This is a genomic window from Sphingomonas sp. GV3, from assembly GCF_031082075.1.
Lineage (GTDB): Bacteria > Pseudomonadota > Alphaproteobacteria > Sphingomonadales > Sphingomonadaceae > Sphingomonas > Sphingomonas beigongshangi.
This window is the reverse complement of the sequence record NZ_JARWLE010000001.1, coordinates 63,902-86,071: the sequence shown is the minus strand read 5'-3', so window position 1 is coordinate 86,071 and position 22,170 is coordinate 63,902. Positions and strand designations below refer to the sequence as shown.

The window sequence follows — 22,170 nt, the reverse complement described above, 5'->3', positions numbered from 1 at the left end:
ACAGGGCTGCCGAGGACGGCACCGAGTCGCCTCGCGGGGCGGGGGAATCATGCGTATCGCGATACTCGCTCTCGGGCTTTGCCTCGCGGGCTGTCAGGACCAGGCGAAGGGCGGCGGCGGCGGCTCGCGCGACCAGATCCGCGTCGTCGGCTCGTCCACCGTCTATCCCTTCACGACCATCGTCGCCGAACAGTTCGTCGCCAACGATCCCGACGCCCGCGCGCCGGTCATCGAATCGACCGGCACCGGCGCCGGGCTCAAGCTCTTCTGCGCGGGGCTGGGCGCCGCGCATCCCGATATCGCCGATGCGTCCCGCCGCATGAAGCGGAGCGAATATGCCGAATGCCGGCGCAACGGCGTCGCCGATATCGTCGAGGTGCCGATCGGTATCGACGGCGTCGCCTTCGCCGAGGCGCTGAGCGGACCGGGCATGGCCCTGACCGAGGCGGACCTGTACCGTGCGCTCGCCGCGTCGCCGGAGGGCAGGAGCAACACCGCGCGGACCTGGCGTGACGTGAACCCCGCGCTGCCCGCGATCCCCATCCAGGTCTATGGACCCCCGGCGACGAGCGGGACGCGCGACGCGCTGGCGGAACTGATCCTGACGCGCGGCTGCGAGGCGGTCGATCCGTCCGCGCGCTCGCTGGCCGTAGCTGCGCCCGACACCCACAAGGCCGTGTGCACGCGCATCCGGGAAGACGGCGCCTACATCGATGCGGGCGAGAACGACAATCTGATCGTCCAGAAGCTCGCCGCCAATCCCGGCTCGATCGGCGTGTTCGGGTATAGCTATCTCGACGAGAACGCCGCGACGGTCCGCGGCGTCGCGATCAACGGCGTGGCGCCGACCTATGCGACGATCGCCGACGGCCGCTATCCCGGATCGCGCCCGCTTTTCCTTTACGTCAAGAAAGCGCATCTGCGCGCGGTGCCCGGGCTCCGGACATTCCTGGGCCTCTACGCCCGCGCTTGGGGCCCGGACGGGCCGCTGGTGCGGCGTGGTCTGATCGCCGCGTCCCCGGCGGTGCGCGCGCGCGCCGCCGCCATCGTCGCGCACGAAACGCCGCTCGACCCGGCGGAGCTCGCGCATTGAGCGCGCTGGGCCTCCTGTTCACCGTCGCCGGCCTTGCGCTGATCGGCTGGCTCGTCGCGCGGATGCGGGCGGCGACGTTCCGACGGCCGCGCGTCGCCCGCTTCAGCGCACTCCCCGCGCATCACGGCTGGTTCGTCGGCATCTGCACGCTGGCGCCGCCGCTGATCTTGCTTGCCGTCTGGTCCGCGACCGCGCCGGCGCTCGTCACGGATGCCGTACTCGCGACGCCCGCCGCGGCGATGCTGCCGCCACCGGGGTTCGAACGCGCGTCGATCCTGTCCGAAGCCCGCGAGCTCGGCGCCGGGCGCAGCCAGGGCGCGTTCCACGACCTGGCGGAGAAACTGGCCCCCGCCTATGCCCGCGCCCAGCATCGGTACGACACGATCGCGACGGCGGCCGCGCTGTTGCTCGCCTTCGCGGGCGGCGCGCTGGCCTTCACCCGCGTCCGACCCGATTTCGCCGCGCGGACGCAGGTCGAACGCGGCGTGATGCTGATGCTGCTCGTCGCGTCGCTGATCGCGATCCTGACGACGGTGGGGATCGTCGCGTCGCTGATCTACGAGTCGGTGCGTTTCTTCCGCCTGGTGCCGGCGGGCGAGTTCCTGTTCGGCACGCACTGGAGCCCGCAGGTCGTCGACTCCCGGGACCCGGGCGCCAGCCTCGGCGCCTTGCCGCTGTTCTGGGGCACGTTCTTCATCGGCGCGGTCATCGCGATGGCAGTGGCGGTCCCGCTCGGGCTGATGAGCGCCATCTATCTGACCCAATATGCGCGCCCGGTGACCCGCCGCTGGATGAAGCCGACGCTGGAGATGCTCGCGGGCGTTCCGACCGTCGTCTACGGCTATTTCGCCGCCCTCACCGTCGCCCCTGCCGTACGCGAGCTGGGCGTCGCGATCGGCATCCGCTGGGCGTCGTCCGAAAGCGCGCTGGCCGCCGGACTGGTGATGGGCATCATGATCATCCCGTTCGTCTCGTCGATGGCCGACGATTCGATCGCCGCCGTCCCCGCCGCGATGCGCGACGGCAGCCTGGCGATGGGCGCGACAACGTCCGAAACGATCCGCAAGGTCATACTGCCGGCCGCCCTGCCCGGCGTCGTCGGCGGTATCCTGCTCGCCGTCAGCCGCGCGATCGGCGAGACGATGATCGTCGTCATGGCCGCAAGCGGCGTGGCGACGCTGACCCTCAATCCCTTCGCGAGCACGACGACGGTCACCAAGCAGATCGTCGACCTGCTGACCGGCGAAGCGGAATTCACCAGCGCCAAGACGCTGGCCGCCTTCGCCCTCGGCCTCACCCTGTTCGCGGTGACGCTGGCGCTCAACGTGGTCGCGCTCGTCGTCGTCAAGCGATACCGGGAATCCTATGAATAACGGGCCCGACACCGAGACCGTCGGGCGCCCGCCGTCCGACCGGCGACCGACGGACTGGAAGGCGGCGGCGGTCCAGCGCCGCACCCGGCGCCGCTACGCGGCGGAACGCCGTTTCCGCCTCATCGGGCTCGCCGCGGTCTGGCTGTCGGCGGGCTTCCTCGCGCTGCTCCTGGCGTCGATGCTGACGCAGGGGATCGGGGGCTTCCGACAGACGCGCATCGCCTTGCCGATCGATCTGGCGCGCGAGCACCTGCCCGTGACGGGCGACCAGGTACGCGGCCGCGGCGCCGATCTCGCCCTGGCGGGCGCGGGGCTCGAGACTGCGGTCGATCACGCGGCCACCGCCGCCTACGGCGCGGATGCGCCGGACTGGCTTTCCGATGGCGCCTGGCTGGTGGTGCGCGACGCGGTGAAACGCGATCCAAGCCTGCTGCGCCGGCCCGCGACGATCGACGTCCCGGTCACCAGCGCGATCGATATCGCGGCGCGTCGCGACGGACCGGCCGCCGCGGAGGCGGTCGTCGCACGGCTGCAGGCGCGGGGCGTATTGTCCGTCGGCTGGAACCTCGGCTTCCTGACCTCTTCCGATTCCACCGATCCGACCCGCGTCGGCATCTGGGGAGCGCTCAAGGGATCGCTGCTGACGATGATGGTGACGCTGCTGCTCGCCTTCCCGGTAGGGGTCTTCGCCGCGCTCTACCTCGAGGAATATGCGCCGCGAAACCGCTGGACCGACATCATCGAGGTATCGATCAACAACCTGGCGGCGGTGCCCTCGATCATCTTCGGCCTGCTTGGTCTCGCCGTGTTCCTCAACACGATGCACCTGCCCCGGTCCGCGCCGATCGTCGGCGGACTGACGCTGGCGCTGATGACCATGCCCGTGATCGTCATCGCGGGGCGCAATGCGATCAAGGCCGTGCCGCCATCGATCCGGGATGCGGCGCTCGCGGTCGGCGCCTCGCCGGTCCAGGTGGTGTTCGACCATGTCCTGCCGCTCGCGCTGCCCGGCATCCTCACCGGCACGATCATCGGCATGGCGCGCGCGCTGGGTGAGACCGCGCCGCTGCTCATGATCGGCATGCGCGCCTTCATCGCGGCGCCCCCATCCCGGCTCGCGGACCCCGCCACCGTGCTCCCGGTCCAGATCTTCCTATGGTCCGATCAGGTCGACCGCGGCTTCGTCGAAAAGACCAGCGCGGCGATCATCGTCCTGCTCGTCTTCCTGCTCGCGATGAACGGCCTCGCCATCTACCTCCGCAACCGCTTCGAGACACGCTGGTGACCTTTCCCCCCAAGATTCAGGCGCGCGACGTCAGCGTCTTCTACGGCGACACGCGCGCGATCGACCATGTCTCGATCGACGTCGCGCAGGACAATGTGGTTGCCTTCATCGGCCCGTCGGGCTGCGGCAAGTCGACGTTCCTGCGCACGCTCAACCGGATGAACGATACGGTCGCCAGCGCCCGGGTCGACGGGCAGATCCTGCTCGACGGCGAGGATATCTACGCGCCGGACATGGACGTGGTGCAGCTGCGCGCCCGCGTCGGCATGGTGTTCCAGAAGCCCAATCCCTTTCCCAAGTCGATCTACGAGAATGTCGCCTACGGGCCGCGTATCCACGGCCTAGCCGCGGCACGCGCCGATCTTGACGAGATGGTCGAACGCTCGCTGCGACGCGCCGGCCTGTGGGACGAAGTCAAGGACCGGCTGGACGACAGCGGCACCGCGCTGTCGGGCGGCCAGCAGCAGCGCCTGTGCATCGCCCGCGCGATCGCGGTCGATCCGGAAGTGATCCTGATGGACGAGCCGTGCAGCGCGCTCGATCCCATCGCGACCGCGAAAATCGAGGAGCTGATCCACGAGCTCAAGGGCCGCTACGCGATCGTCATCGTCACGCACAACATGCAGCAGGCGGCACGCGTCTCGCAACAGACCGCCTTCTTCCACCTGGGCCAGCTCGTCGAGTTCGCGCCGACCAGCGACATCTTCACCAACCCGCGGGAGGAACGCACCCGCGACTATATCACGGGGCGTTATGGTTGATCACACCGTCAAGGCGTTCGACGCCGACATCGGGCAGCTGCGCGGCCTGATCTCGCAGATGGGCGGACTGGCCGAGGACGCGATCGCGCAGGCGATCCTCGCCCTGCAGCGCCCGGATCCCGTCCTGGCGCGGAAGGTCGACGCCGACGACAAGGCGATCGACGCGATCGAGCGCGAGGTGGAGCGGCTGGCGGTGCGGATCATCGCGCTGCGCGCGCCCATGGCGGTGGACCTGCGCGAGGTGGTCGCGGCGATGAAGATCGCGTCCGTCGTCGAGCGGATCGGCGACTATGCGAAGAATATCGCGCGTCGCGTCCCGATGATCGAGGGCGCAGAAGGTGGCGGCCATCGTATCGAGCCGATCTCGATCCTGCCATCGATGGCGGCGATGGCGAGCGGCATGGTCCGGCAGGCGCTCGACGCCTTCGCGGCGCGCGACCCCGATGCGGCGGTGCGCGTCGTCGAAAGCGACAAGGCGCTCGACGATTTCTACGACAGCATCTTCCGCACGCTCGTCACCTACATGGTCGAGAATCCGCGCACGATCAGCCAGGTCGCGCACCTGCTGTTCGTCGCCAAGAACCTGGAACGGATCGGCGACCATGCGACCAACGTCGCCGAGATGGTCTATTTCGCCGCTTCCGGCTCGCAGATGGCCGACCATCACCGGGGCGGCACCCTTTCCCAATCCGCAGAGGAGCAACGCTGATGGCCCGCGCACGCATGCTGCTGGTGGAGGACGACGCCGCCCTCGCCGAACTGTTGGTGTTTCATTTCCGGCGCGAGGATTTCGACGTCGCGCACACACCCGACGGCGAGGAGGCGCTGCTGCTCGCCAAGGAAAAGGCACCCGACATCGTGCTGCTCGACTGGATGGTCGAAGGGCTGTCGGGAATCGAGGTGTGCCGTCGTCTGCGCCGCATGCCGGATACGGCGAACGTGCCAATCATCATGCTCACCGCGCGCGGCGAGGAGGAGGATCGCATCCGCGGCCTGGAAACCGGCGCCGACGATTACGTGACCAAGCCCTTTTCGCCCCGCGAGCTCGTCGCGCGCGTCAGCGCGGTGCTGCGCCGCGTCCGACCCGCGCTGGCGGGCGAGCAGCTGACCTATGACGACATCGAGATGGACACGGTCGGCCACAAGGTACGCCGCGGCGGAGAGGTCGTCCCGCTCGGCCCAACCGAATTCCGCCTGCTCAAGCACTTCCTCGAACATCCTGGCTGGGTGTTCAGTCGCGAGCGGCTGCTCGACGCCGTCTGGGGCCATGACAGCGACATCGAAAGCCGGACCGTCGACGTGCATATCCGCCGGCTGCGCAAGGCGATCAACATCGGCAATCGCCCCGACCTGATCCGCACCGTCCGCTCGGCGGGCTATTCGCTCGACTCTGGCGTATGAGACCGCATCGGTAGAACCGGAAGCGAAACAAAGGACCCAAGTGGCACATCGGGCGTTGGGCGGGGGCGCTTACGCAATCTTGCGCAACAGATTAGGGAGATTCGCAATGAAGCTCATTCTGCTGGCCGCAACGGCCCTCGTTGCCGCCCCCGTCATGGCCCAGACCTCGGGCTCGATGGGCACCAATTCGCCGATGACGACCACCGGGACGCAGACCGCTCCGGCCGGAACCCCCGACCAGACGATGACCCCGCCGGCGGCCGATCAGTCGGCTATGCCCGCGGGCCAGACGGCGCCGGCTCCCGCCAGCGACATGTCGGCTCCCGCCGGCCAGACGGACGCCCAGGCGCCGATGACGACCGGTTCGACCCCGACCCCGGCGGGCGGCTATCAGCCGACCGGCCCCGCGCTGAGCGGCGGCACGCCCGGATCGAACGTCCCCCCCGTGTTCCGCCCGGCACCGACCCCGGACCAGGCCTATCCGGCCCCGGCGCCGCAGGCCGAGTATCCGATCTGCAAGAAGGGGCAGTATGACAGCTGCCGCCAGGTCGAGGGTGGCCACAAGACGATGCACAAGGCCAAGCGTCACGCCCGCCGCTAAGCGAGGCTGACGCCGGTCGAACGGGCATTGCGCCCGTTCGAACCTTCGGTATGAAAAGGCGCTTCATCCAGTCTGGAAGGAGCGCCTTTTTCATGCCCAGTCCGATCCGCTTCGACGGCCGCGTCGCCATCGTCACCGGAGCCGGGGGCGGCCTGGGCCGCGGCTATGCGCTCGAGCTGGCGCGTCGTGGCGCCAGGGTCGTCGTCAACGACCTCGGCGGGACGCGCGACGGCACCGGCCATTCCGACGCGGCGCTTGCGGTGGTCGACGAGATCCGGTCGGCCGGCGGCGAAGCCATGGCCAATGGCGGCAACGTCGCGGACTATGACCAGATGGTCGACATGGTCGCCCGCGCGAAGGACGCCTGGGGCGGCGTGCACATCCTGATCAACAACGCGGGCGTGTTGCGCGACAAGACCTTCGCGAAGATGGATCCCGCCGATTTCGAATTCGTGGTCCGCGTCCACCTGATCGGCTCGGCCTTCGCGACCAAGGCATGCTGGGAGACGTTCCGGGAACAGAATTACGGCCGCGTGCTGATGACGTCGTCGTCGACCGGCCTGTTCGGCAATTTCGGCCAGGCCAATTACGGCGCCGCCAAACTGGGGCTGGCCGGCCTGACCAAGACGCTCAGCCTCGAAGGCGCCAAGAACGACATTCGCGTCAATACGATCGCGCCGACCGCGGGGACCCGGATGACAGAAGACCTGTTCCCGAAAGAGGCCTTCGATGCCTTCGCGCCCGAAAAGGTCGCGCCGGGCGCATTGTTCCTGGTCAGCGAGGACGCACCGACCAACGTCATCCTGGGCGCCGGTGCCGGGGCGTTCCAGGCGAGCTACGTCACGCTGACGCCAGGCGCGCTGCTGACCGGCGACGATCTGTCGCCGGAGGGCGTCGCCGCGCACTGGGATCGGATCACCGACCGGGCGGGCGAGATCGTGCCGAAGACCGGCGCGGAACAGGCGATGACGATCGGCCGGTTGCTGCAGCAACCGTGACGCAGGGCGTCCGAGGGCCGCGCCGCTCGCGTCGCGAGCCCGCACGACGTGTATTGACAATGTAATACACATGGGTGACCCTTCCGCGTTCCTCAACGAAGGAGAACGCCCATGTACAGCGAAAGCGACATCGACGGCGCGGTGGCGGCGGGGGCGATCTCGCCCGATGCCGCCGCGGCGCTGCGGCGCCACGTCGCCTCGGCGCATGCCGCGCCGGCGGTCGACGAAGAGCATTTCCGACTGCTCACCGGTTTCAACGACATCTTCGTCTCGATCGCGATCGCGCTGCTGCTCGCCGCGCTCGGCCAGATCGGCTTCCGGGTCACCCACGCGCTCGGTGGCGGGCTGGTCGCTGCGGCGGCGTGGATGCTAGCGCTGTATTTCACGGCACGGCGGCGGATGGCGCTCCCGAGCATCCTGCTGCTGCTCGCCTTCGTCGGCGGCGTCGCCGGGGCGCTGATCGGGGGGATCGAGACGATCTTCCCCCATATCGACGGGCGCGCGGGCGGATTCGCGGCCGCCGGCGTCGGCCTGATCAGCGCCGCCGCGGCCTATCTTCACTGGCGCCGCTTCATGGTGCCGATCACCGTGGCGGCGGGCGCGGCGGCACTGGTCGCCGTCGCGGCGGGTCTGTTGATGGCTGCCGTTCCCGACATCAAGCAGGGCATCTGGCCGTTGGTGCTGCTCTGCGGCATCGCCGTCTTCGCCCTCGCGATGCGCTGGGACATGTCGGATACGCGACGCGAGACGCGGCGCGCGGACGTCGCCTTCTGGCTGCACCTCGCCGCCGCCCCGATGATCGCGCATCCGGTCTTCCACATGCTGGGCGTGTTCAACGGCCAGGCCAACGGAGAGATCGGCGCCGGCGTCGCGGCGATCGTGCTCGTGCTCTATCTGCTGTTCGCGGGCATCGCGCTGGCGATCGACCGGCGCGCGCTGCTCGTTTCGAGCCTCGTCTACGTGCTGTACGCGCTGTATGCGCTGTTCCGCAGTGCCGGCGCGGTCGAGCTGGGGGCCGCGTTCACCGCCTTCGTGATCGGCTCGGCACTGCTGACGCTGTCCGCCTTCTGGCAGCCGATGCGATCGATGATCGTCGGATGGCTGTCGCAGCCGCTTCGCCTCAAGCTGCCGCCGGTCCACCAGCCGGCCTGACGCGGATCGCCATCACCTCCCCCCTCCCCCGCACGGGAGGGGGCGTTCAATCGACCAGCTTCATCAGCCGCCGTTCGACGGGGGCCAGCACCGGTCCCAGCTCCTGGCCGCGCTTCAGGACGGTGCCATGTTCGCCGATCAGCGCCCACATCCCCTGGCGGTGCCGCAGCGCCGGACGCTTTTCGATGCGGAACTCGGGCCGCTCCGCCGTCCGGCGAAAGGCCGCGAAGACCGCCGCATCCTGCCCCAGCTCGATCGCATAATCGCGCCAGTGGCCGGCCGCGACCATGCGACCGTACAGGTCGAGGATGCGCGTCAGTTCAAGCCGCTCGAAGCCGATCTGGTTCGGCTTTTGCGCATTGGGGAATGGCGTGACGATGCCCATCAGGCGCGGTCGCGTTCCGCCGCCGGATGCTCCTCGAGCAGCGCATCGAGCCGCTTGCGCATCGATTCAAGCTCGCAGCGCATGATCTCCAATCGCTGGGTGGCGGGATCGAACATGTCGCTGCACGGCGTCCCATAAGGAACGAACCGCGAGGGCGCCTCCGCGACACCGCCCTCGACCATGGTCGGACGCGCCGGGATACCGACCATCACCGCCCCCGCGGGAACGTCGCGCGTCACCACGGCATTGGCGCCGACGCGCGCCCGCGGTCCGACGAGGATCGGACCGAGCACCTGCGCGCCCGACCCGATGATCACGCCATCGGCCAGCGTCGGATGCCGCTTGCCCGCGACGCCATTGTCCGGGCTGGTCCCACCAAGCGTCACGCATTGGTAGATGGTCACGTCGTCCCCGATCTCCGCGGTCTCGCCGATCACGACGAATCCGTGGTCGATGAAGAAATTACGCCCGATCGTCGCGCCGGGATGGATGTCGATCGCGGTCCAGGCGCGGGAGAAATGGTTGACCAGCCGTGCCAGCAGGAACAGCCGGCGGCGATAGAGCGCATGTGCGATGCGATGCCAGCCCAGCGCCCAGACGCCGGGATAGGTCAGGATCTCGAGGCGCGAGTGCGGCGCGGGATCGCGTGCCCTGATCGAATCGAGATAGGCCGCCAAGCGCCCGAACATCCGCGTCCCCTTTATCACCGTTGCCCATCATCTAGGCACGCGCGCCGAGGATTTCCACAGCCAGTCGGGGCCGCTTTGCCGGGCGAAACCGGAGCTTTGTTGTCGCCAGGGCCGTTCGCGGCCACGGTGCGTTTCCCCCCCCTCAGCCGATAGGCTGCCGGAGAACCCCAGATGCCCGATTTTCTCGCCGCCCTCGACTGGTCGACGATCCTGCCGTTCGTCGCGATCGGCTTCGCGGCGCAGATCGTCGACGGCGCGCTGGGCATGGCGTTCGGTCTGATCACCTCGACGCTGATGGTGACGGTGATGGGTACGCCGCCCGCCCTCGCGTCCGCGAGCGTGCATGCGGTCGAGACGTTCACGACCGCCGCCTCCGGCGTCAGCCACGTCGTTAATCGCAACGTCGACTGGCGCCTGTTCAGACGGCTTGTCATTCCCGGTATGATCGGTGCCGTGCTCGGCGCAACGGTGTTGAGTTCGATCGACGGATCCGTCGCGCGGCCGTTCGTCATGGCCTATCTGGCGCTTATCGGCGGATACCTCATCTTCCGCGCCATTCGCGGCGACGTGGAGCCGCGAAAGGCCCGGGTCGTCGCACCGCTCGGCCTCGTCGGCGGGTTTCTCGATGCCGCGGGCGGCGGCGGCTGGGGGCCGGTGGTCACCTCCAATCTCCTCGTGCAAGGGACGACGCCGCGCCACACGATCGGCACGGTCAATACCGCCGAATTCTTCCTGACGCTGACCGCCTCGGTGGCCTTCTTCGTGTCGCTGGGCTGGGCAGCCTTCACGCTGCAGACCGTCGGCCTGCTGATCGGCGGATTGGTCGCCGCACCGCTCGGCGGCATCCTCGCAAAGCGGGTTGCCCCGCGCCGTCTCATGGCCTTTGTCGGGGTCCTGCTGGCGGCCACCAGCCTCTGGTCAATCTATACCGCGCTCGCGAAGTGATCCGTTCGCTCTTGCGGTACGGCCGACTTCGGGATCGTGCGCGGGCGACCATAGAACGGCGTGATTGATCGATTGGTTCGATCGCGTATCGAATTCCTCTCCATTTTGCACTGCGGCATGGAATGACTACATCCGTCGCATCCATTCCAACGCGGAGACCATTCATGTCGCTCATCGGCAGCCAGCTTAAGCCGTTCACCACCCAGGCCTACAAGCAGGGCAAGTTCGTCACCGTCTCCGACAGCGACGTGCTGGGCCAGTGGGCGGTGTTCTTCTTCTATCCGGCCGATTTCACCTTCGTCTGCCCGACGGAGCTCGAGGACCTCGCCGACATCTACCCGACGCTGCGCAAGATGGGCGTCGAGGTGTACAGCGTGTCGACCGACACGCACTTCAGCCACAAGGCGTGGCACGACACCTCGCCGGCGATCGGCAAGATCGACTATTTCATGCTCGGCGACCAGAATCACACGATCTCGAACAACTTCGAGATCCTGCGCGCCGGCCAGGGCCTGGCCGATCGCGGCACCTTCGTCGTCGATCCGCAGGGCGTGATCCAGCTGGTCGAAATCACGTCGGAAGGCGTCGGCCGCAATGCCGCCGAGCTGCTGCGCAAGATCAAGGCGGCGCAATATATCGCGGCGCATCCGGGTGAAGTCTGCCCGGCCAAGTGGGAAGAGGGCGAGGAGACGCTCGCGCCCAGCCTCGACCTCGTCGGCAAGATCTGACGCGACGCGCGTGTCGCCGCCTGGGCGGGGACACGATGACGCGGCGCCGGGACGCGGCGCCGCGTCCCGGCGCCGGAGAGTGCGACCGCGGGCCCTCGCGTGAGGGGGCCCGTCAAGGCCCGGGTCGCGGCGCGATCCGGGCCTTTTCTTCCATTACCATGATGGGGATTTCCCATGCTCGACGCCAATCTGACGCAGCAGCTCAAGGGCTATCTGGTCAACATCCGCCAGCCGATCGAGCTGGTCGCGAGCCTGGGCGACGATGCCAAGTCGCGCCAGATGGATACGCTGCTCGATGAGATCGCGGCGCTGTCCGACATGATCACGCGGGCCGACGGCGCCGACGCGCGGCGGCCCAGCTTCCTCATCCGCCAAGCCGGCACCGACATCGGCGTGCGCTTCGCCGGCCTGCCGATGGGGCACGAGTTCACGAGCCTGGTGCTCGCGCTGCTGCAGGTCGGCGGCCATCCGTCCAAGGCCGCGCGAGACCTGATCGCACAGGTGCAGGCGCTCGACGGAGACTATGCCTTCGAGACCTACTTCTCCCTCTCCTGCCAAAATTGCCCTGACGTCGTGCAGGCGCTCAACCTGATGGCGGTGCTCAATCCGCGGATCAGCCACGTCGCGATCGACGGCGGCCTGTTCCAGGACGAGGTGACCGCGCGCAAGGTGATGGCGGTGCCCACCGTCTTCCTCAACGGCGAACCCTTCGGCCAGGGTCGCATGGAGCTGGAGCAGATCGTCGCCCGGCTCGACACCGGCAGCAGCGCGCGCGCCGCGGAGAAGCTCGCCGGCAAGGAGGCGTTCGACGTTCTGGTCGTCGGCGGCGGCCCCGCCGGCGCGGCCGCGGCGATCTATGCGGCGCGCAAGGGCATCCGTACCGGCCTGCTTGCCGAGCGCTTCGGCGGACAGGTGCTCGACACGATGGGGATCGAGAATTTCCCGTCGGTCCTCTATACTGAAGGTCCGAAGCTCGTCGCGCAGATGGAAAGCCACGTGCGCGACTATGACGTCGACCTGATGACGCTGCAGCGTGCGGCGAAACTGGTCCCGGCGGCCGATGCCGGCGGCCTGCACGAGCTGGTGCTGGAGAACGGGTCGTCGCTGCGCGCCCGCGCGGTGATCCTCTCGACCGGCGCGCGCTGGCGCACGATGAACGTGCCGGGCGAGGCGGAATATCGCAACAAGGGCGTGGCCTATTGCCCGCACTGCGATGGCCCCTTGTTCAAGGGAAAGCGCGTCGCGGTGATCGGCGGCGGCAATTCCGGCGTCGAGGCGGCGATCGATCTGGCCGGCATCGTCGCCCATGTGACGCTGATCGAATATGACGGCGCGCTCAGGGCCGATGCGGTGCTGCAGCGCAAGCTCGCCAGCCTCGCCAACGTCCGCGTGGTCACCAACGCGCTGACCACCGAAGTCCATGGCGACGGCGAGCGGGTGAACGGCCTGACCTATGAGGATCGCGCCGAAGGGTCGCTGCATCGGATCGATCTGGAGGGCGTCTTCGTCCAGATCGGGCTGGTACCCAATACCGAGTGGCTGAGCGACGCGGTGACCTTGTCCGCCCGGGGCGAAATCGAGGTCGATCATCGCGGCGCGACGTCGCGCGCCGGCATCTTCGCGGCGGGCGACGCCACGACAACGCCGTTCAAGCAGATCGTGGTGGCGAGCGGCGAAGGCTCCCGCGCCGCCCTCGCGGCGTTCGACTATCTGATCAGGCTCGCGCCAGTGGACGCCGGCGTGCTGGAAGCGGCCTAGTCGAACTGGCGCCCTAAGCGTGCCACCGCACCGTCACCCCGGCCGATCCGGCGGCGTGACGGTGCGGCCCGATCACCGCCCCCGCCAGATCTTCAACGCGGCGTCGGGCGACAGCCCGCCCTGATGCGCGGGGCAACGCTGGTAGTTGAAGGCCTTGTCGAGGCAGATCCACACCTCGTCCAGCCAACCCTGGCGGCTGGCGGTGACGCGCATCATGTCAGCCGTCATGCCCGGATTGGCCTTTGCCATCGCCTCCGCAAAGGCGCCCGCCGTCAGCGTCTGCCGCGAGAGCGCATCCATGTCGGGATATCGCAGCATGCCGTATAGCCCGGTCGACTTCGCAAAATAGGTCGCAGGCGTGTAGCCGGCCATGCAGGTGCCGTGCTTCGACCATTCGTGCTGCAGCAGTTGCGCCGACGGCGTCGAACAGATGTTGCGCCGGATCACGGCGGGGGGCAGCAGCGCCGTCGCCTTGCAATATTGCGGCCAATCCTTGCCGATCCCGTCCGGCCACAGGCCATGCAGCGTGAAGCCGAAGCGATTCTGGCGACCGCACTGGAACGCCGCGCTCGCGTCACGATCGTGGGCGCGGCAATAGCCGGGTGCCCATGTGATCGCGAGCGTGTAACCGCCGATCGGCAGCAACCGCTGCGGCTGCTCCGCATTCGCCACGTCGGGATGCGGCCGCTGCACCTTCGCAGGCACGGTACATTGATAGGCCTGTGCCCCCGCGACGGTAGGCGCGACGAGGGCTGCGGCGGCGGCGAGCAGGCGCAGGATCATACGAGCGGCGCATCCTCATCGATATCGCGCCCCTCGCCGAACCATTCCTTCGCTTCGGGGCGGAACAGCATGGTGGCGGCGGCAATGTACAGAATGTTGGCAGCCACGCCGATCACGACTGCGAGCACCGAGGGCGCCTTGCCCGTTGCGATCAGATAGACGGCGGAAAGGATACCGAACGCGCCGAAGGCAGCGAAGACGACCTGTATCCACTTGGCGACCACGCTGGCTTTGCGCGCGATGAAAAACCAGAGCGCGACCGCGATCAGAACGCCGACCAGCGTCATGGCGGGGAGGAACCAGCGTGCGTTCGCCAGGAGCGGATTGGCGTCCAGCGCCGCCTGCGACGTCTTCCAGTTGAGCGCGCTGTTAATCCATCCGATCACCAGGCTGCCCCAATAGAATTGCTCGAAACGGGCGATCGACGGCGGCTTGATCATGTTAGCTCCCCCCTCAGAGATGGTTCGCGGAGCCTAGCTTTCCCGGCGCCGCGCGCAAGCCGGATCGCGCTTCAGAGCAACGCGAAATCCAGCCCGATGTCCGCCGCCGGCGCAGACTGGGTCAGGCGCCCGACCGAGACATAGGTGACCCCGGTCTCGGCGATGGCGCGGATCGTGTCGAGGCGGACGCCGCCGGAAGCCTCCGTCGGCACGCGCCCCGCCACCAGCGCCACGGCCTCGCGCAGCACCGCGGGCACCATGTTGTCGAGCAGCAGATGCGTCGCCCCCGCCTCCAGCGCCGGCGCGATCTGGTCGATGCGATCGACCTCGACGATCACCTGCTCGATGCCCGCCGCGACCGCGCGCCTCACGGCGGTGCCGATGTCGCCCGCCACCGCCACGTGGTTGTCCTTGATCATCGCCGCATCCCACAGGCCCATGCGATGGTTGCGCGCGCCGCCGGTGCGGGTCGCATATTTCTCCAGCCGGCGCAGCCCGGGGATCGTCTTGCGCGTGTCGAGCAGCGTCGCGCCCGTCCCGGCCATCGCGTCGACATAACGCGCGGTCAGCGTGGCGATGCCCGACAGGTGCTGGACCGTATTCAGCGCGGATCGTTCGGCCGTGAGCAGGGCGCGCGCCTGCCCCTCGACACGCATCAGCATGGCGCCCGCCGCGGCCCGCGCACCCTCTTCCGCCAGGATCTCGACGGAGACGGCAGGATCGAGCGCGCGGAAGAAGGCCTGCGCGATCGGCAGACCCGCGACGACGATGTCCTCGCGCGTCGCCATCGCACCGGCGAAACGGGCATCCGCCGGGATCACGGCTTCGGCGGTGACATCGCCGCCTTCGCCCAGATCCTCCGCCAGCGTCGCCGCGACGAAGGCGGCGAGGTCGAACCCGTCGATCGCGAAGGCCATCAGTCGCCGGTCACCTTGGCGGGGCCGAGGTCGCCCTGCCCCACCGTGCCGGATGCCATGGCAAGCATCGCGTCGAGGCTCTTTTTCGCCTTGAGGCGAAGGTCGTCGGCGATCTCGATCCGCGGCTCTAGGTCGCGCAGCGCGACGTAGAGCTTTTCCATCGTGTTGAGCGCCATATACGGGCAGATGTTGCAATTGCAGTTACCATCCGCACCGGGCGCACCGATGAAACGCTTGCCGGGCAGCGCCTTTTCCATCTGGTGGATGATGTGCGGCTCGGTCGCCACGATCAGCGTGTCGCCAGGCATCGCCATCGCGAATTCGAGGATGCCCCGCGTCGAGCCGACATAATCGGCATGATCGAGGATCACCGCGGGGCACTCCGGATGCGCCGCGATCGGCGCCGACGGATGCTGGGCGCGGAGCTTCAGCAGTTCGGTCTCGCTGAACGCCTCGTGCACGATGCACACGCCCGGCCACAGCAGCAGGTCGCGCCCCGTCTTGCGGGCGAGATAGCCGCCCAGGTTGCGGTCGGGCCCGAAGATGATCTTCTGGTCGCGCGGCAGCTGCGCGAGGATGGTTTCGGCCGACGACGAGGTGACGATGATGTCGCTGAGCGCCTTCACCTCGGTCGAGCAGTTGATGTAGGTGAGCGCGATGTGATCGGGATGCGCGGCGCGGAACGCGGCGAATTGTTCGGGCGGGCAGCTGTCCTCCAGGCTGCATCCGGCGTCCATGTCGGGCAGCACCACGACCTTGTCCGGCGACAGGATCTTCGCCGTCTCCGCCATGAAGCGAACGCCGCAGAAGGCGATCACCTCCGCGTCCGTCGCCTGCGCCTTGCGGCTGAGGTCGAGGCTGTCGCCGACGAAATCGGCGAGATCCTGGAGCTCCGGCTTCTGGTAATAATGCGCCAGAATGACGGCATTGCGCTCGCGGCGCAGGCGTTCGATCTCGGCGCGCAGGTCGACGCCGGAGAGGGGCTTGGACTGGTCCATCGTATCCGCGCCATGGCCCGCGGCGGGATCGGAATCAAGGCTGGTGCGACGGGCATAGACGCGACGGGGCGGGAGCATTCCCGCCCTACCCCGACCACGGAAACGATGACGGCCGATCCCTGTCCTCGGCGAGGCCGACGATCAACGGGCGTTCGCCGTCACTTCCTCGAGCGAGCGGGAGACGTCCCAGCGCTCGTCGTTGCTGACGGGTTCGTCCGCGAAGCTGACCCGCACGCTGGCGTCGATCCCGGCCGCGCGCAGCGGCATGGCGAAACTGCGCTCGATCGCATGACGGGTGGCGTCGCGCGCAAGCTTCATCGGCATCGCATCACGCGCCTGGTGAAGCAGCTCCGCCTGGCCCGCCTTGCGGTTCGCCGTCTCGAGCCGCTGGTCGGCGTCGGTGATGTGCGACAGCAGGCCTCCGGAGCCATATTCCCGGATCGCCGCCAGATCGACCTGCGGACCGTCGATCTCCAGCCCCGGCAGCTTCACCAGCAGCTGGCGATGGGCTGCATCCCAGCGAACGTCGCGCTGCGTCAGCTTGCCGAGGTCGACCTCGTAGCGGACCATGCCCGGCATGATCAGCGTCTTTTCGGTCGACAGGCCCATCTGCGTCTGACGCGAGGTGACGACGGCGACGTAGCGCGCGGCGAAGGCGGAGAGACGGTTCTGCTCGCGCAGACCCTCCAGGCTGGCGCTCGCGATCGTGGTCGGATCAGGCGACAGGCGCGCGGCGACATAACGCTGCACGACCCACAGGATGAGCAGCGCGGCCAGCGCGAGCAGGACGAGGATCCCGGCCGCTTTGGCCAGGAACCCGCCCAGCGTCCCGCCCCGACGCGGCGGGATCGTCGTCACCTCGTCCGCCATCCGCCGTCCTCCTGTACGATAATGTCGCGGCGGTGGAGATCGAGCAGATGCGCGAGCGTCGAGCGCTCCGCCGCGCGGACCAGGCGGGGGTCCAGCCCGACGTACATGCTCGCCACCATCGCCGGCAGCGACACGATGGCGCCATCGCGCAGGAGCCGCAGGATCTGCCCCTCCCGCTGCTTGCGATGGCCGAGCATGCCGCGCACCAGGCGCTGCGGCCGTTCGACCGCCTCGCCGTGACCCGGATAATAGACGCGATCGTCGCGACCGAGGAGCATCTCCAGGCTCGCCATGTAATCGCCCATGTCGCCGTCGGGCGGCGACACGACGCTGGTCGCCCAGCCCATGACATGGTCGCCGGAAAACAAGGCACCGCTTTCCGGCAGCGCGAAGGCGAGATGGTTCGACGTGTGACCCGGCGTCGCGAGGGCGGTAAGCGTCCAGTCGCGTCCCGATACCGTATCGCCGTCGGCCATCACGCGGTCGGGCGCATAGGCGGCATCGAACGCCTCGTCGTGGCGAGGATCGCCGCCGGTGACATGCGTCGGCGCCGCGCCGACGATCGGCGCGCCCGTCTCGGCGGCGAGCGGCCTGCTGCCCGGGCTATGATCGCGATGGTGATGCGTGACCAGGATCGCACGGACCGGACGGTCGCCGATGACGCGCAGCAACGCGGCGATATGGGCTGGGTCGTCCGGACCGGGATCGATGACGGCGATGTCCTCGGTCCCGACCAGATGGGTCTGCGTGCCCGTGAAGGTATAGGCCGACGCATTGGGTGCGAGCAGGCGCGTGACCCGCGGCTCGAGCGGGATCGGGCTTCCGGTCGGGTGCTCGGCCATTGCAGTCGATGTGGCCCGCGCGGGCCGGGAAGGCAAGGGGCGGGACAAGAGACGCCCCGCCCGCGAGGGAAACGGGCGGGCGGGGCGGCATGCCGACGGGAAGCCGATCGGCATGGCTAAGCCTTGGCGAACGCTCAATCGTCCTTGTCGGGCGACGCCATTTCCTGGCGTAGTTCGGCAATGGCGGAGTCCATTTCGGCCAGGGCCTCGGCGCGATCGCTCTCGGGCATGTCGCGATTGTCACGGATCGTCGCGCGCGACGCCTCGACGCTCGCGAGCGCGCTGCTCAGCGCCGACCGCCGAATTTCACCGGAGCGCGCGGCCGTCTCGGCACCGGACCGCGACGCCGCCTGGATGCGGTTGGCGCAGACGATCATGACGCGCTTGCCCGCCTTCTGCGTGTTGATGACGAACTGGCGCGGACCGCCGTCGGCGCCGTCGACGCAGGTACGCTGCGTGACCTGCGGCGCATTGGCCATCGCACGGGCGACCATCGCGTCGATCTGCGCCTGGCTGAAGCCCGATCCGCCGACGCCGTCACCGACCACATGGACTTGTCCGTCGCGCGCCACGCGCTGGACGATGACATGGCGCGGCGCGGCGGGCGGCGTCGGCGCGGCGGGCGCTTCCGGCGGGACAGCAGCCGCGAGGGGCGCGGGAGGCGCCGGCGGCGCGGGCGGCACCGGCGGGACAGCCTGCAGATCGACGCCCACGGCCGCGCCGACCTTGCCGGTGATCGCGGCGGCGGCGCTGGTCCCCGACGCGGTCAGGCCCAGGCCGACGAGCGCGAGCATGGAGACGATCGTACCGCCCGCGGCGATGCGACGGCGTGAGCGCGGCGAGGTGGACAGCATCCTGATTCTCCCTTTCAGATCGTCGATGGTGTGAAGATGACAGGCCGCCGATACGGCACCGCCGTGTGCGGCCTTGACGATGGCGCAGGCATAGGTGTGGCGATCGATCGCGGATCGGCCGGCGAGGACGCGTGCGTCGTTGGCGAGCTCCTGATCGGCGCGAAAGGCGCGAAAGGCCCGCCATGCGACCGGATTGAACCAGTGCAGCGCAAGCACGGCCAGCGCGATCCAGTTGGCGGCGAGGTCGCCGCGCTGGTGGTGGCCGATCTCGTGCTCCAGTGCGAGCGCACGCTCGTCGCTGTCATAGCGATCCGCAAAATCGAGCGGAAAGGCGACGTAGCGGCGCACGATCCCGAAGGCGAGCGGACCAGGCGCGGCCGCGCTGGCAATGACGCGGACGCCGCGCATATGCTCAACCGCCGCCGCGGTGGCGACCATGCGGCGACAGAAGCGCGCGTGCCGCGTCAGATGCCAGACGAGGAAGGCCCCTGCCCCGACCGCCCAGATCAGGCCCAGGATCAGACCCAGCGACGGCCAGTCGACTCCCCGCGCCGCGGCGACCGGTGCGGCGGCGGCATCGGGGTCGACGATCAGCACGCTGATCGTTTCGCCGGCATGGCTGATGGGGGTCGTCACCGCGCGGTGGAAGGCGGTCGGCAACGGCGGCAGGACCAGTCGCAGCACGGGCAGCGCCCAGAGTGCATAAGCGACCTGCGGCCCGAAGGTGCGTCGCACCTGCCGGCGCAGCGCGAATACCAACAGCATCAGCAGGGTCGAGGCGATCAGAGCCTCCACCGCCCAGGCGGCGATCGCCGGCGCGGTCACTGCTTCAGGTCCTTCAGCAGCGCCTCGATCTCGGCGATATCCTGCGCGGTGAGTTCGTCGCGCTCGGCAAGATGCGCCACCAGCGGCGTCAGCCTGCCGCCGAACAGCCGGTTGATCAGCCGCCGCGACTCGCCCGACACATAGTCGTCGCGCGCGACCAGCGGCCGGTACAGGTAGCGCCGGCCGTCCGCCTCGTGCGAGATGGCGTTCTTGGCCAGCAGCCGGCCGAGCAGCGTCTTGACCGTGTTAGCGCTCCAACCGCGGCCGGGATCAACGCGTTCGGCGACGTCCTGCGCCGTCAGCGGGGCATCGTCCCAAAGGACCTCCATCACCGCATGCTCCGCATCGCTGATCCGCTCCGCCACAATCACGCTCCCTCATCTGACTACAGCTGTGGTCGCACTGTTTACGGTCGTAGTCAATAGCGATTGGATCGGCGTCGATCGGTGTCGGAATTCCTTACAAGCCCGGATCAGGCGAACGGCGTGTTAAGCACTGCATGCCGCCATTCGCGCGCCTTTGCACAAACGGCACGGCGTCTGCATAGGAAGGTGCAGCCGAGCGTCAAACGCTTCAGCAGGGTGGGAGGCCTTCGACCGGTTTCGATGGCCCCCACCCGCACCCGGCGCTTCACGCCCTTGCGAACACCGGCGCCGCAGTTGGCCGACCGACCCGCATCGCCGCGCGGGCGAGCGCCTGGGGGTAGATGGACCCGAACAGCCGCGCAAAGGTCTGGTTCCAGCTGAAATGCTTTTCGACATGCTCGCGCGCGGCCTGCCCGATCGCGACATGGTCGCCGTTCCACAGTGCCCGAACGTTGGCAGCCATCGCCGCAACATCGTCGACCGGCCCCAGGAGGCCGAGGCCGGGCGGCACCCGCGCCGGCATCGCGCCGCTGGCCACGCCGACGACGGGAAGGCCGGCCGCCTGCGCCTCGATAACCGAGATCCCGAATGTCTCGTCCGCCATCGCCGACACGTACAGGTCGGCAGAGGCCAGCGCACCGGCCAGGGCGGTGCGATCCGTCTCGAACCCGGTGAAGGCGATCGGCAGGTCGGCCGCGTCCCGCATCAGCTGGGGCCGCAGCTTGCCGTCGCCGATCATCACCAACGCCGCGCCAAAGTCCCTTGGCAGGTGACGCATCATCGCGACGAGGCGGTCCGCGCGCTTCTCGTTGTCGATCCGGCCGGCATAGACGAGCAACGGCCCGTCGCCAGCGAGGCCGAGGCGCCGGCGATAGTCCGGATCGCGCGCCTGAGGATGGAACAGGTCTGTATCGACCCCGAGCGGCAGCACGGCGGTGCGGACGATCCCGCGACGACGAAGCGTCTCGCGCGCCTCCTCGCCGAGCGTGTAGACGGCGTCGAATTCCCGATAGGTGATCTCCGTATAGCCGAGGCTGAGCCAGTAGAAGAGCTTGCCCGCCGGGCCGAACAGCTTGCGCGCGACGCGGTCGACGTGCGCGTTGGGAAAGTCCGTCCGATAGCCGGCGACCAGCGCCGTATCGGGATAGGCGCGTCGATGCTGGATCGCCGTCCAGGGCAATACCCAGGGGCACAAGGATTCGATGACGTCCGGGCGATATTCGGCGAGCAGGTCGCGGACCGCGCGAGTCCTCAGGATGAACCGGTAATTGGGGCTGCCGCGCACCGGGTCGGCGGCGATTTCCGCGAAGACATGCCGACCGTTCACGGTCACGCGATCCTTGGCACCCGGCACGATCTGCAGGAGATGGTGGGGCGTGCGCGTGAGGACATAGTCCCGCTTCTCGCGCAGATAGGTGCTGATGCCGCCACCGCCCTTGGGCGAGTAGCTCTGTGTCAGGTCACAGACCAGGAGCGGCCGCGCACCCGGTGCGCGGCGCAATCCTTCGTCCTGAAAGAGCATGATGCAATCTCCCGTTGGCCGGGAGACGCGTCACGCCTTCAACAGTTCCGCCAGCTCGCCGCTCTCGTACATCTCCATCATGATGTCCGAGCCGCCGACGAATTCGCCGTGTACATAGAGCTGGGGGATGGTTGGCCAGTCGGAATAGCTCTTGATGCCCTGCCGGATCGCCTGGTCCTGCAGCACGTCGACGCTTTCGTACGCGGCGCCCAGATGATCCAGGATCGCCACAGCACGGCTCGAAAAGCCGCATTGCGGGAACAGCGGCGTTCCCTTCATGAACAGGACGACCGGATTGGCCTTCACCACCGCGTCGATGCGGGCATTCGTATCTTCGGTCATATCTCTCGTCCTCAAGCCGCCGCGGTCTTTAGCTGCAGCGCATGGAGTTCGCCGCCCATGCGATGCCCGAGCGCCGCATAGACAGCCTGATGCTGGCGGCGCAGCGGCAGGCCGGCAAAGCTTGCCGATACCACCCGCGCCGCATAATGGTCGCCATCCCCGGCAAGATCGGTGATCTCCACCTCCGCATCGGGGATCGCCGCCTTGATGAGTGCGGCAATGTCGTCGGCCGCCATGGGCATG

25 protein-coding genes are annotated in these 22,170 nt (G+C 68.5%); 12 read left to right on the top strand and 13 right to left on the bottom strand.

All coding sequences use genetic code 11. The annotated features are described in order from the left end of the window. The first annotated feature begins 49 nt into the window (after nt 1–49). The 9 genes from RF701_RS00480 (at nt 50) to RF701_RS00440 (ending at nt 8,664) form a co-directional block, all read left to right on the top strand. Nucleotides 50–1,093, top strand: coding sequence for a substrate-binding domain-containing protein (locus RF701_RS00480; protein ID WP_210356636.1), 1,044 nt, complete (start codon nt 50–52; stop codon nt 1,091–1,093). Continuing rightward, a complete protein-coding gene (gene pstC / locus RF701_RS00475; RefSeq protein ID WP_308813710.1) occupies nt 1,090–2,466 on the top strand; it encodes a phosphate ABC transporter permease subunit PstC in 1,377 nt (458 codons plus the stop codon). The genes RF701_RS00480 and pstC overlap by 4 nt, the downstream gene beginning before the upstream one ends. Continuing rightward, on the top strand, nt 2,459–3,751 hold the full coding sequence (gene pstA, locus RF701_RS00470) for a phosphate ABC transporter permease PstA (protein ID WP_210356638.1): 1,293 nt from the start codon (nt 2,459–2,461) through the stop codon (nt 3,749–3,751). Before pstC ends, pstA begins: the two co-directional genes overlap by 8 nt. After that, complete coding sequence (gene pstB / locus RF701_RS00465) at nt 3,748–4,512, top strand: phosphate ABC transporter ATP-binding protein PstB (RefSeq protein ID WP_287980228.1); 765 nt, start codon at nt 3,748–3,750, stop codon at nt 4,510–4,512. Before pstA ends, pstB begins: the two co-directional genes overlap by 4 nt. Further along, nucleotides 4,505–5,221, top strand: a complete 717-nt coding sequence (gene phoU / locus RF701_RS00460) for a phosphate signaling complex protein PhoU (protein WP_203310551.1) — start codon at nt 4,505–4,507, stop codon at nt 5,219–5,221. Before pstB ends, phoU begins: the two co-directional genes overlap by 8 nt. After that, nucleotides 5,221–5,913, top strand: coding sequence for a phosphate regulon transcriptional regulator PhoB (gene phoB, locus RF701_RS00455; protein ID WP_308813709.1), 693 nt, complete (start codon nt 5,221–5,223; stop codon nt 5,911–5,913). Before phoU ends, phoB begins: the two co-directional genes overlap by 1 nt. 106 nt (nt 5,914–6,019) lie before the next feature. Next, nucleotides 6,020–6,514, top strand: coding sequence for a hypothetical protein (locus RF701_RS00450; RefSeq protein ID WP_308813708.1), 495 nt, complete (start codon nt 6,020–6,022; stop codon nt 6,512–6,514). A gap of 92 nt (nt 6,515–6,606) precedes the next feature. Next, complete coding sequence (locus tag RF701_RS00445) at nt 6,607–7,512, top strand: SDR family NAD(P)-dependent oxidoreductase (RefSeq protein WP_308813707.1); 906 nt, start codon at nt 6,607–6,609, stop codon at nt 7,510–7,512. Between the two features lie 111 nt (nt 7,513–7,623). Continuing rightward, nucleotides 7,624–8,664 (top strand): hypothetical protein, encoded by a 1,041-nt coding sequence (locus RF701_RS00440; RefSeq protein ID WP_308813706.1) that lies wholly within the window; start codon nt 7,624–7,626, stop codon nt 8,662–8,664. Nucleotides 8,665–8,710: 46 nt separating this feature from the next. On the opposite strand, the gene RF701_RS00435 is transcribed toward RF701_RS00440, so the two are convergent. Together RF701_RS00435 and epsC are read right to left on the bottom strand one after the other, a co-directional pair. Beyond that, nucleotides 8,711–9,049: a DUF2794 domain-containing protein gene (locus RF701_RS00435; RefSeq protein WP_203310556.1), complete on the bottom strand. Its 339-nt coding sequence runs from the start codon at nt 9,047–9,049 to the stop codon at nt 8,711–8,713. Continuing rightward, the gene (epsC, locus tag RF701_RS00430; protein WP_308813705.1) at nt 9,049–9,738 is read right to left on the bottom strand and encodes a serine O-acetyltransferase EpsC; all 690 of its coding nucleotides are present in this window, start codon (nt 9,736–9,738) and stop codon (nt 9,049–9,051) included. The genes RF701_RS00435 and epsC overlap by 1 nt, the downstream gene beginning before the upstream one ends. Before the next feature lie 171 nt (nt 9,739–9,909). Between epsC and RF701_RS00425 the strand changes: the two genes are divergently transcribed. From RF701_RS00425 to ahpF, 3 genes are all read left to right on the top strand, one after another. Next, the gene (locus tag RF701_RS00425) at nt 9,910–10,683 is read left to right on the top strand and encodes a sulfite exporter TauE/SafE family protein (protein ID WP_308813704.1); all 774 of its coding nucleotides are present in this window, start codon (nt 9,910–9,912) and stop codon (nt 10,681–10,683) included. A gap of 164 nt (nt 10,684–10,847) precedes the next feature. Then, nucleotides 10,848–11,411, top strand: a complete 564-nt coding sequence (gene ahpC / locus RF701_RS00420; RefSeq protein ID WP_203310559.1) for an alkyl hydroperoxide reductase subunit C — start codon at nt 10,848–10,850, stop codon at nt 11,409–11,411. A gap of 174 nt (nt 11,412–11,585) precedes the next feature. Beyond that, the gene (gene ahpF / locus RF701_RS00415) at nt 11,586–13,169 is read left to right on the top strand and encodes an alkyl hydroperoxide reductase subunit F (protein WP_308813703.1); all 1,584 of its coding nucleotides are present in this window, start codon (nt 11,586–11,588) and stop codon (nt 13,167–13,169) included. A 72-nt stretch (nt 13,170–13,241) separates the two neighbouring features. On the opposite strand, the gene RF701_RS00410 is transcribed toward ahpF, so the two are convergent. The 11 genes from RF701_RS00410 to RF701_RS00360 form a co-directional block, all read right to left on the bottom strand. Further along, entirely contained in the window at nt 13,242–13,952 is a 711-nt protein-coding gene (locus RF701_RS00410) for a ribonuclease T2 (protein WP_308813702.1), read from the bottom strand. Beyond that, nucleotides 13,949–14,392, bottom strand: coding sequence for a hypothetical protein (locus tag RF701_RS00405; RefSeq protein ID WP_308813701.1), 444 nt, complete (start codon nt 14,390–14,392; stop codon nt 13,949–13,951). Before RF701_RS00405 ends, RF701_RS00410 begins: the two co-directional genes overlap by 4 nt. A 71-nt stretch (nt 14,393–14,463) precedes the next feature. Further along, on the bottom strand, nt 14,464–15,309 hold the full coding sequence (nadC, locus tag RF701_RS00400; RefSeq protein WP_210356649.1) for a carboxylating nicotinate-nucleotide diphosphorylase: 846 nt from the start codon (nt 15,307–15,309) through the stop codon (nt 14,464–14,466). Continuing rightward, nucleotides 15,309–16,307, bottom strand: a complete 999-nt coding sequence (gene nadA / locus RF701_RS00395; protein WP_210357767.1) for a quinolinate synthase NadA — start codon at nt 16,305–16,307, stop codon at nt 15,309–15,311. The genes nadC and nadA overlap by 1 nt, the downstream gene beginning before the upstream one ends. 141 nt (nt 16,308–16,448) lie before the next feature. Next, nucleotides 16,449–17,177: a DUF4230 domain-containing protein gene (locus tag RF701_RS00390; RefSeq protein WP_308813700.1), complete on the bottom strand. Its 729-nt coding sequence runs from the start codon at nt 17,175–17,177 to the stop codon at nt 16,449–16,451. Next, nucleotides 17,162–18,019 (bottom strand): MBL fold metallo-hydrolase, encoded by an 858-nt coding sequence (locus tag RF701_RS00385; RefSeq protein WP_308813699.1) that lies wholly within the window; start codon nt 18,017–18,019, stop codon nt 17,162–17,164. The genes RF701_RS00390 and RF701_RS00385 overlap by 16 nt, the downstream gene beginning before the upstream one ends. A 134-nt stretch (nt 18,020–18,153) precedes the next feature. Beyond that, nucleotides 18,154–19,698 (bottom strand): M56 family metallopeptidase, encoded by a 1,545-nt coding sequence (locus RF701_RS00380; protein ID WP_308813698.1) that lies wholly within the window; start codon nt 19,696–19,698, stop codon nt 18,154–18,156. Further along, on the bottom strand, nt 19,695–20,063 hold the full coding sequence (locus RF701_RS00375) for a BlaI/MecI/CopY family transcriptional regulator (RefSeq protein ID WP_210356652.1): 369 nt from the start codon (nt 20,061–20,063) through the stop codon (nt 19,695–19,697). The genes RF701_RS00380 and RF701_RS00375 overlap by 4 nt, the downstream gene beginning before the upstream one ends. A gap of 265 nt (nt 20,064–20,328) precedes the next feature. Continuing rightward, nucleotides 20,329–21,585 (bottom strand): glycosyltransferase, encoded by a 1,257-nt coding sequence (locus RF701_RS00370; protein ID WP_308813697.1) that lies wholly within the window; start codon nt 21,583–21,585, stop codon nt 20,329–20,331. Nucleotides 21,586–21,615: 30 nt separating this feature from the next. Further along, a complete protein-coding gene (grxD, locus tag RF701_RS00365) occupies nt 21,616–21,927 on the bottom strand; it encodes a Grx4 family monothiol glutaredoxin (protein ID WP_308813696.1) in 312 nt (103 codons plus the stop codon). A gap of 11 nt (nt 21,928–21,938) precedes the next feature. Beyond that, nucleotides 21,939–22,169, bottom strand: a complete 231-nt coding sequence (locus RF701_RS00360; RefSeq protein WP_115379230.1) for a BolA/IbaG family iron-sulfur metabolism protein — start codon at nt 22,167–22,169, stop codon at nt 21,939–21,941. Nucleotide 22,170: the final 1 nt, after the last annotated feature.

Coding starts and splice junctions, on each gene's coding strand:
- nadC (WP_210356649.1), bottom strand. CDS start 15,309: ATGGCCTTCGCGATCGACGGGTTCGACCTCGCCGCCTTCGTCGCGGCG.
- phoB (WP_308813709.1), top strand. CDS start 5,221: ATGGCCCGCGCACGCATGCTGCTGGTGGAGGACGACGCCGCCCTCGCC.
- phoU (WP_203310551.1), top strand. CDS start 4,505: ATGGTTGATCACACCGTCAAGGCGTTCGACGCCGACATCGGGCAGCTG.
- RF701_RS00425 (WP_308813704.1), top strand. CDS start 9,910: ATGCCCGATTTTCTCGCCGCCCTCGACTGGTCGACGATCCTGCCGTTC.
- nadA (WP_210357767.1), bottom strand. CDS start 16,307: ATGGACCAGTCCAAGCCCCTCTCCGGCGTCGACCTGCGCGCCGAGATC.
- RF701_RS00410 (WP_308813702.1), bottom strand. CDS start 13,952: ATGATCCTGCGCCTGCTCGCCGCCGCCGCAGCCCTCGTCGCGCCTACC.
- RF701_RS00440 (WP_308813706.1), top strand. CDS start 7,624: ATGTACAGCGAAAGCGACATCGACGGCGCGGTGGCGGCGGGGGCGATC.
- RF701_RS00445 (WP_308813707.1), top strand. CDS start 6,607: ATGCCCAGTCCGATCCGCTTCGACGGCCGCGTCGCCATCGTCACCGGA.
- ahpF (WP_308813703.1), top strand. CDS start 11,586: ATGCTCGACGCCAATCTGACGCAGCAGCTCAAGGGCTATCTGGTCAAC.
- RF701_RS00480 (WP_210356636.1), top strand. CDS start 50: ATGCGTATCGCGATACTCGCTCTCGGGCTTTGCCTCGCGGGCTGTCAG.
- pstA (WP_210356638.1), top strand. CDS start 2,459: ATGAATAACGGGCCCGACACCGAGACCGTCGGGCGCCCGCCGTCCGAC.
- RF701_RS00385 (WP_308813699.1), bottom strand. CDS start 18,019: ATGGCCGAGCACCCGACCGGAAGCCCGATCCCGCTCGAGCCGCGGGTC.
- RF701_RS00360 (WP_115379230.1), bottom strand. CDS start 22,169: ATGCCCATGGCGGCCGACGACATTGCCGCACTCATCAAGGCGGCGATC.
- epsC (WP_308813705.1), bottom strand. CDS start 9,738: ATGTTCGGGCGCTTGGCGGCCTATCTCGATTCGATCAGGGCACGCGAT.
- grxD (WP_308813696.1), bottom strand. CDS start 21,927: ATGACCGAAGATACGAATGCCCGCATCGACGCGGTGGTGAAGGCCAAT.
- ahpC (WP_203310559.1), top strand. CDS start 10,848: ATGTCGCTCATCGGCAGCCAGCTTAAGCCGTTCACCACCCAGGCCTAC.
- RF701_RS00390 (WP_308813700.1), bottom strand. CDS start 17,177: ATGGCGGACGAGGTGACGACGATCCCGCCGCGTCGGGGCGGGACGCTG.
- RF701_RS00435 (WP_203310556.1), bottom strand. CDS start 9,049: ATGGGCATCGTCACGCCATTCCCCAATGCGCAAAAGCCGAACCAGATC.
- RF701_RS00450 (WP_308813708.1), top strand. CDS start 6,020: ATGAAGCTCATTCTGCTGGCCGCAACGGCCCTCGTTGCCGCCCCCGTC.
- RF701_RS00370 (WP_308813697.1), bottom strand. CDS start 21,585: ATGCTCTTTCAGGACGAAGGATTGCGCCGCGCACCGGGTGCGCGGCCG.
- RF701_RS00405 (WP_308813701.1), bottom strand. CDS start 14,392: ATGATCAAGCCGCCGTCGATCGCCCGTTTCGAGCAATTCTATTGGGGC.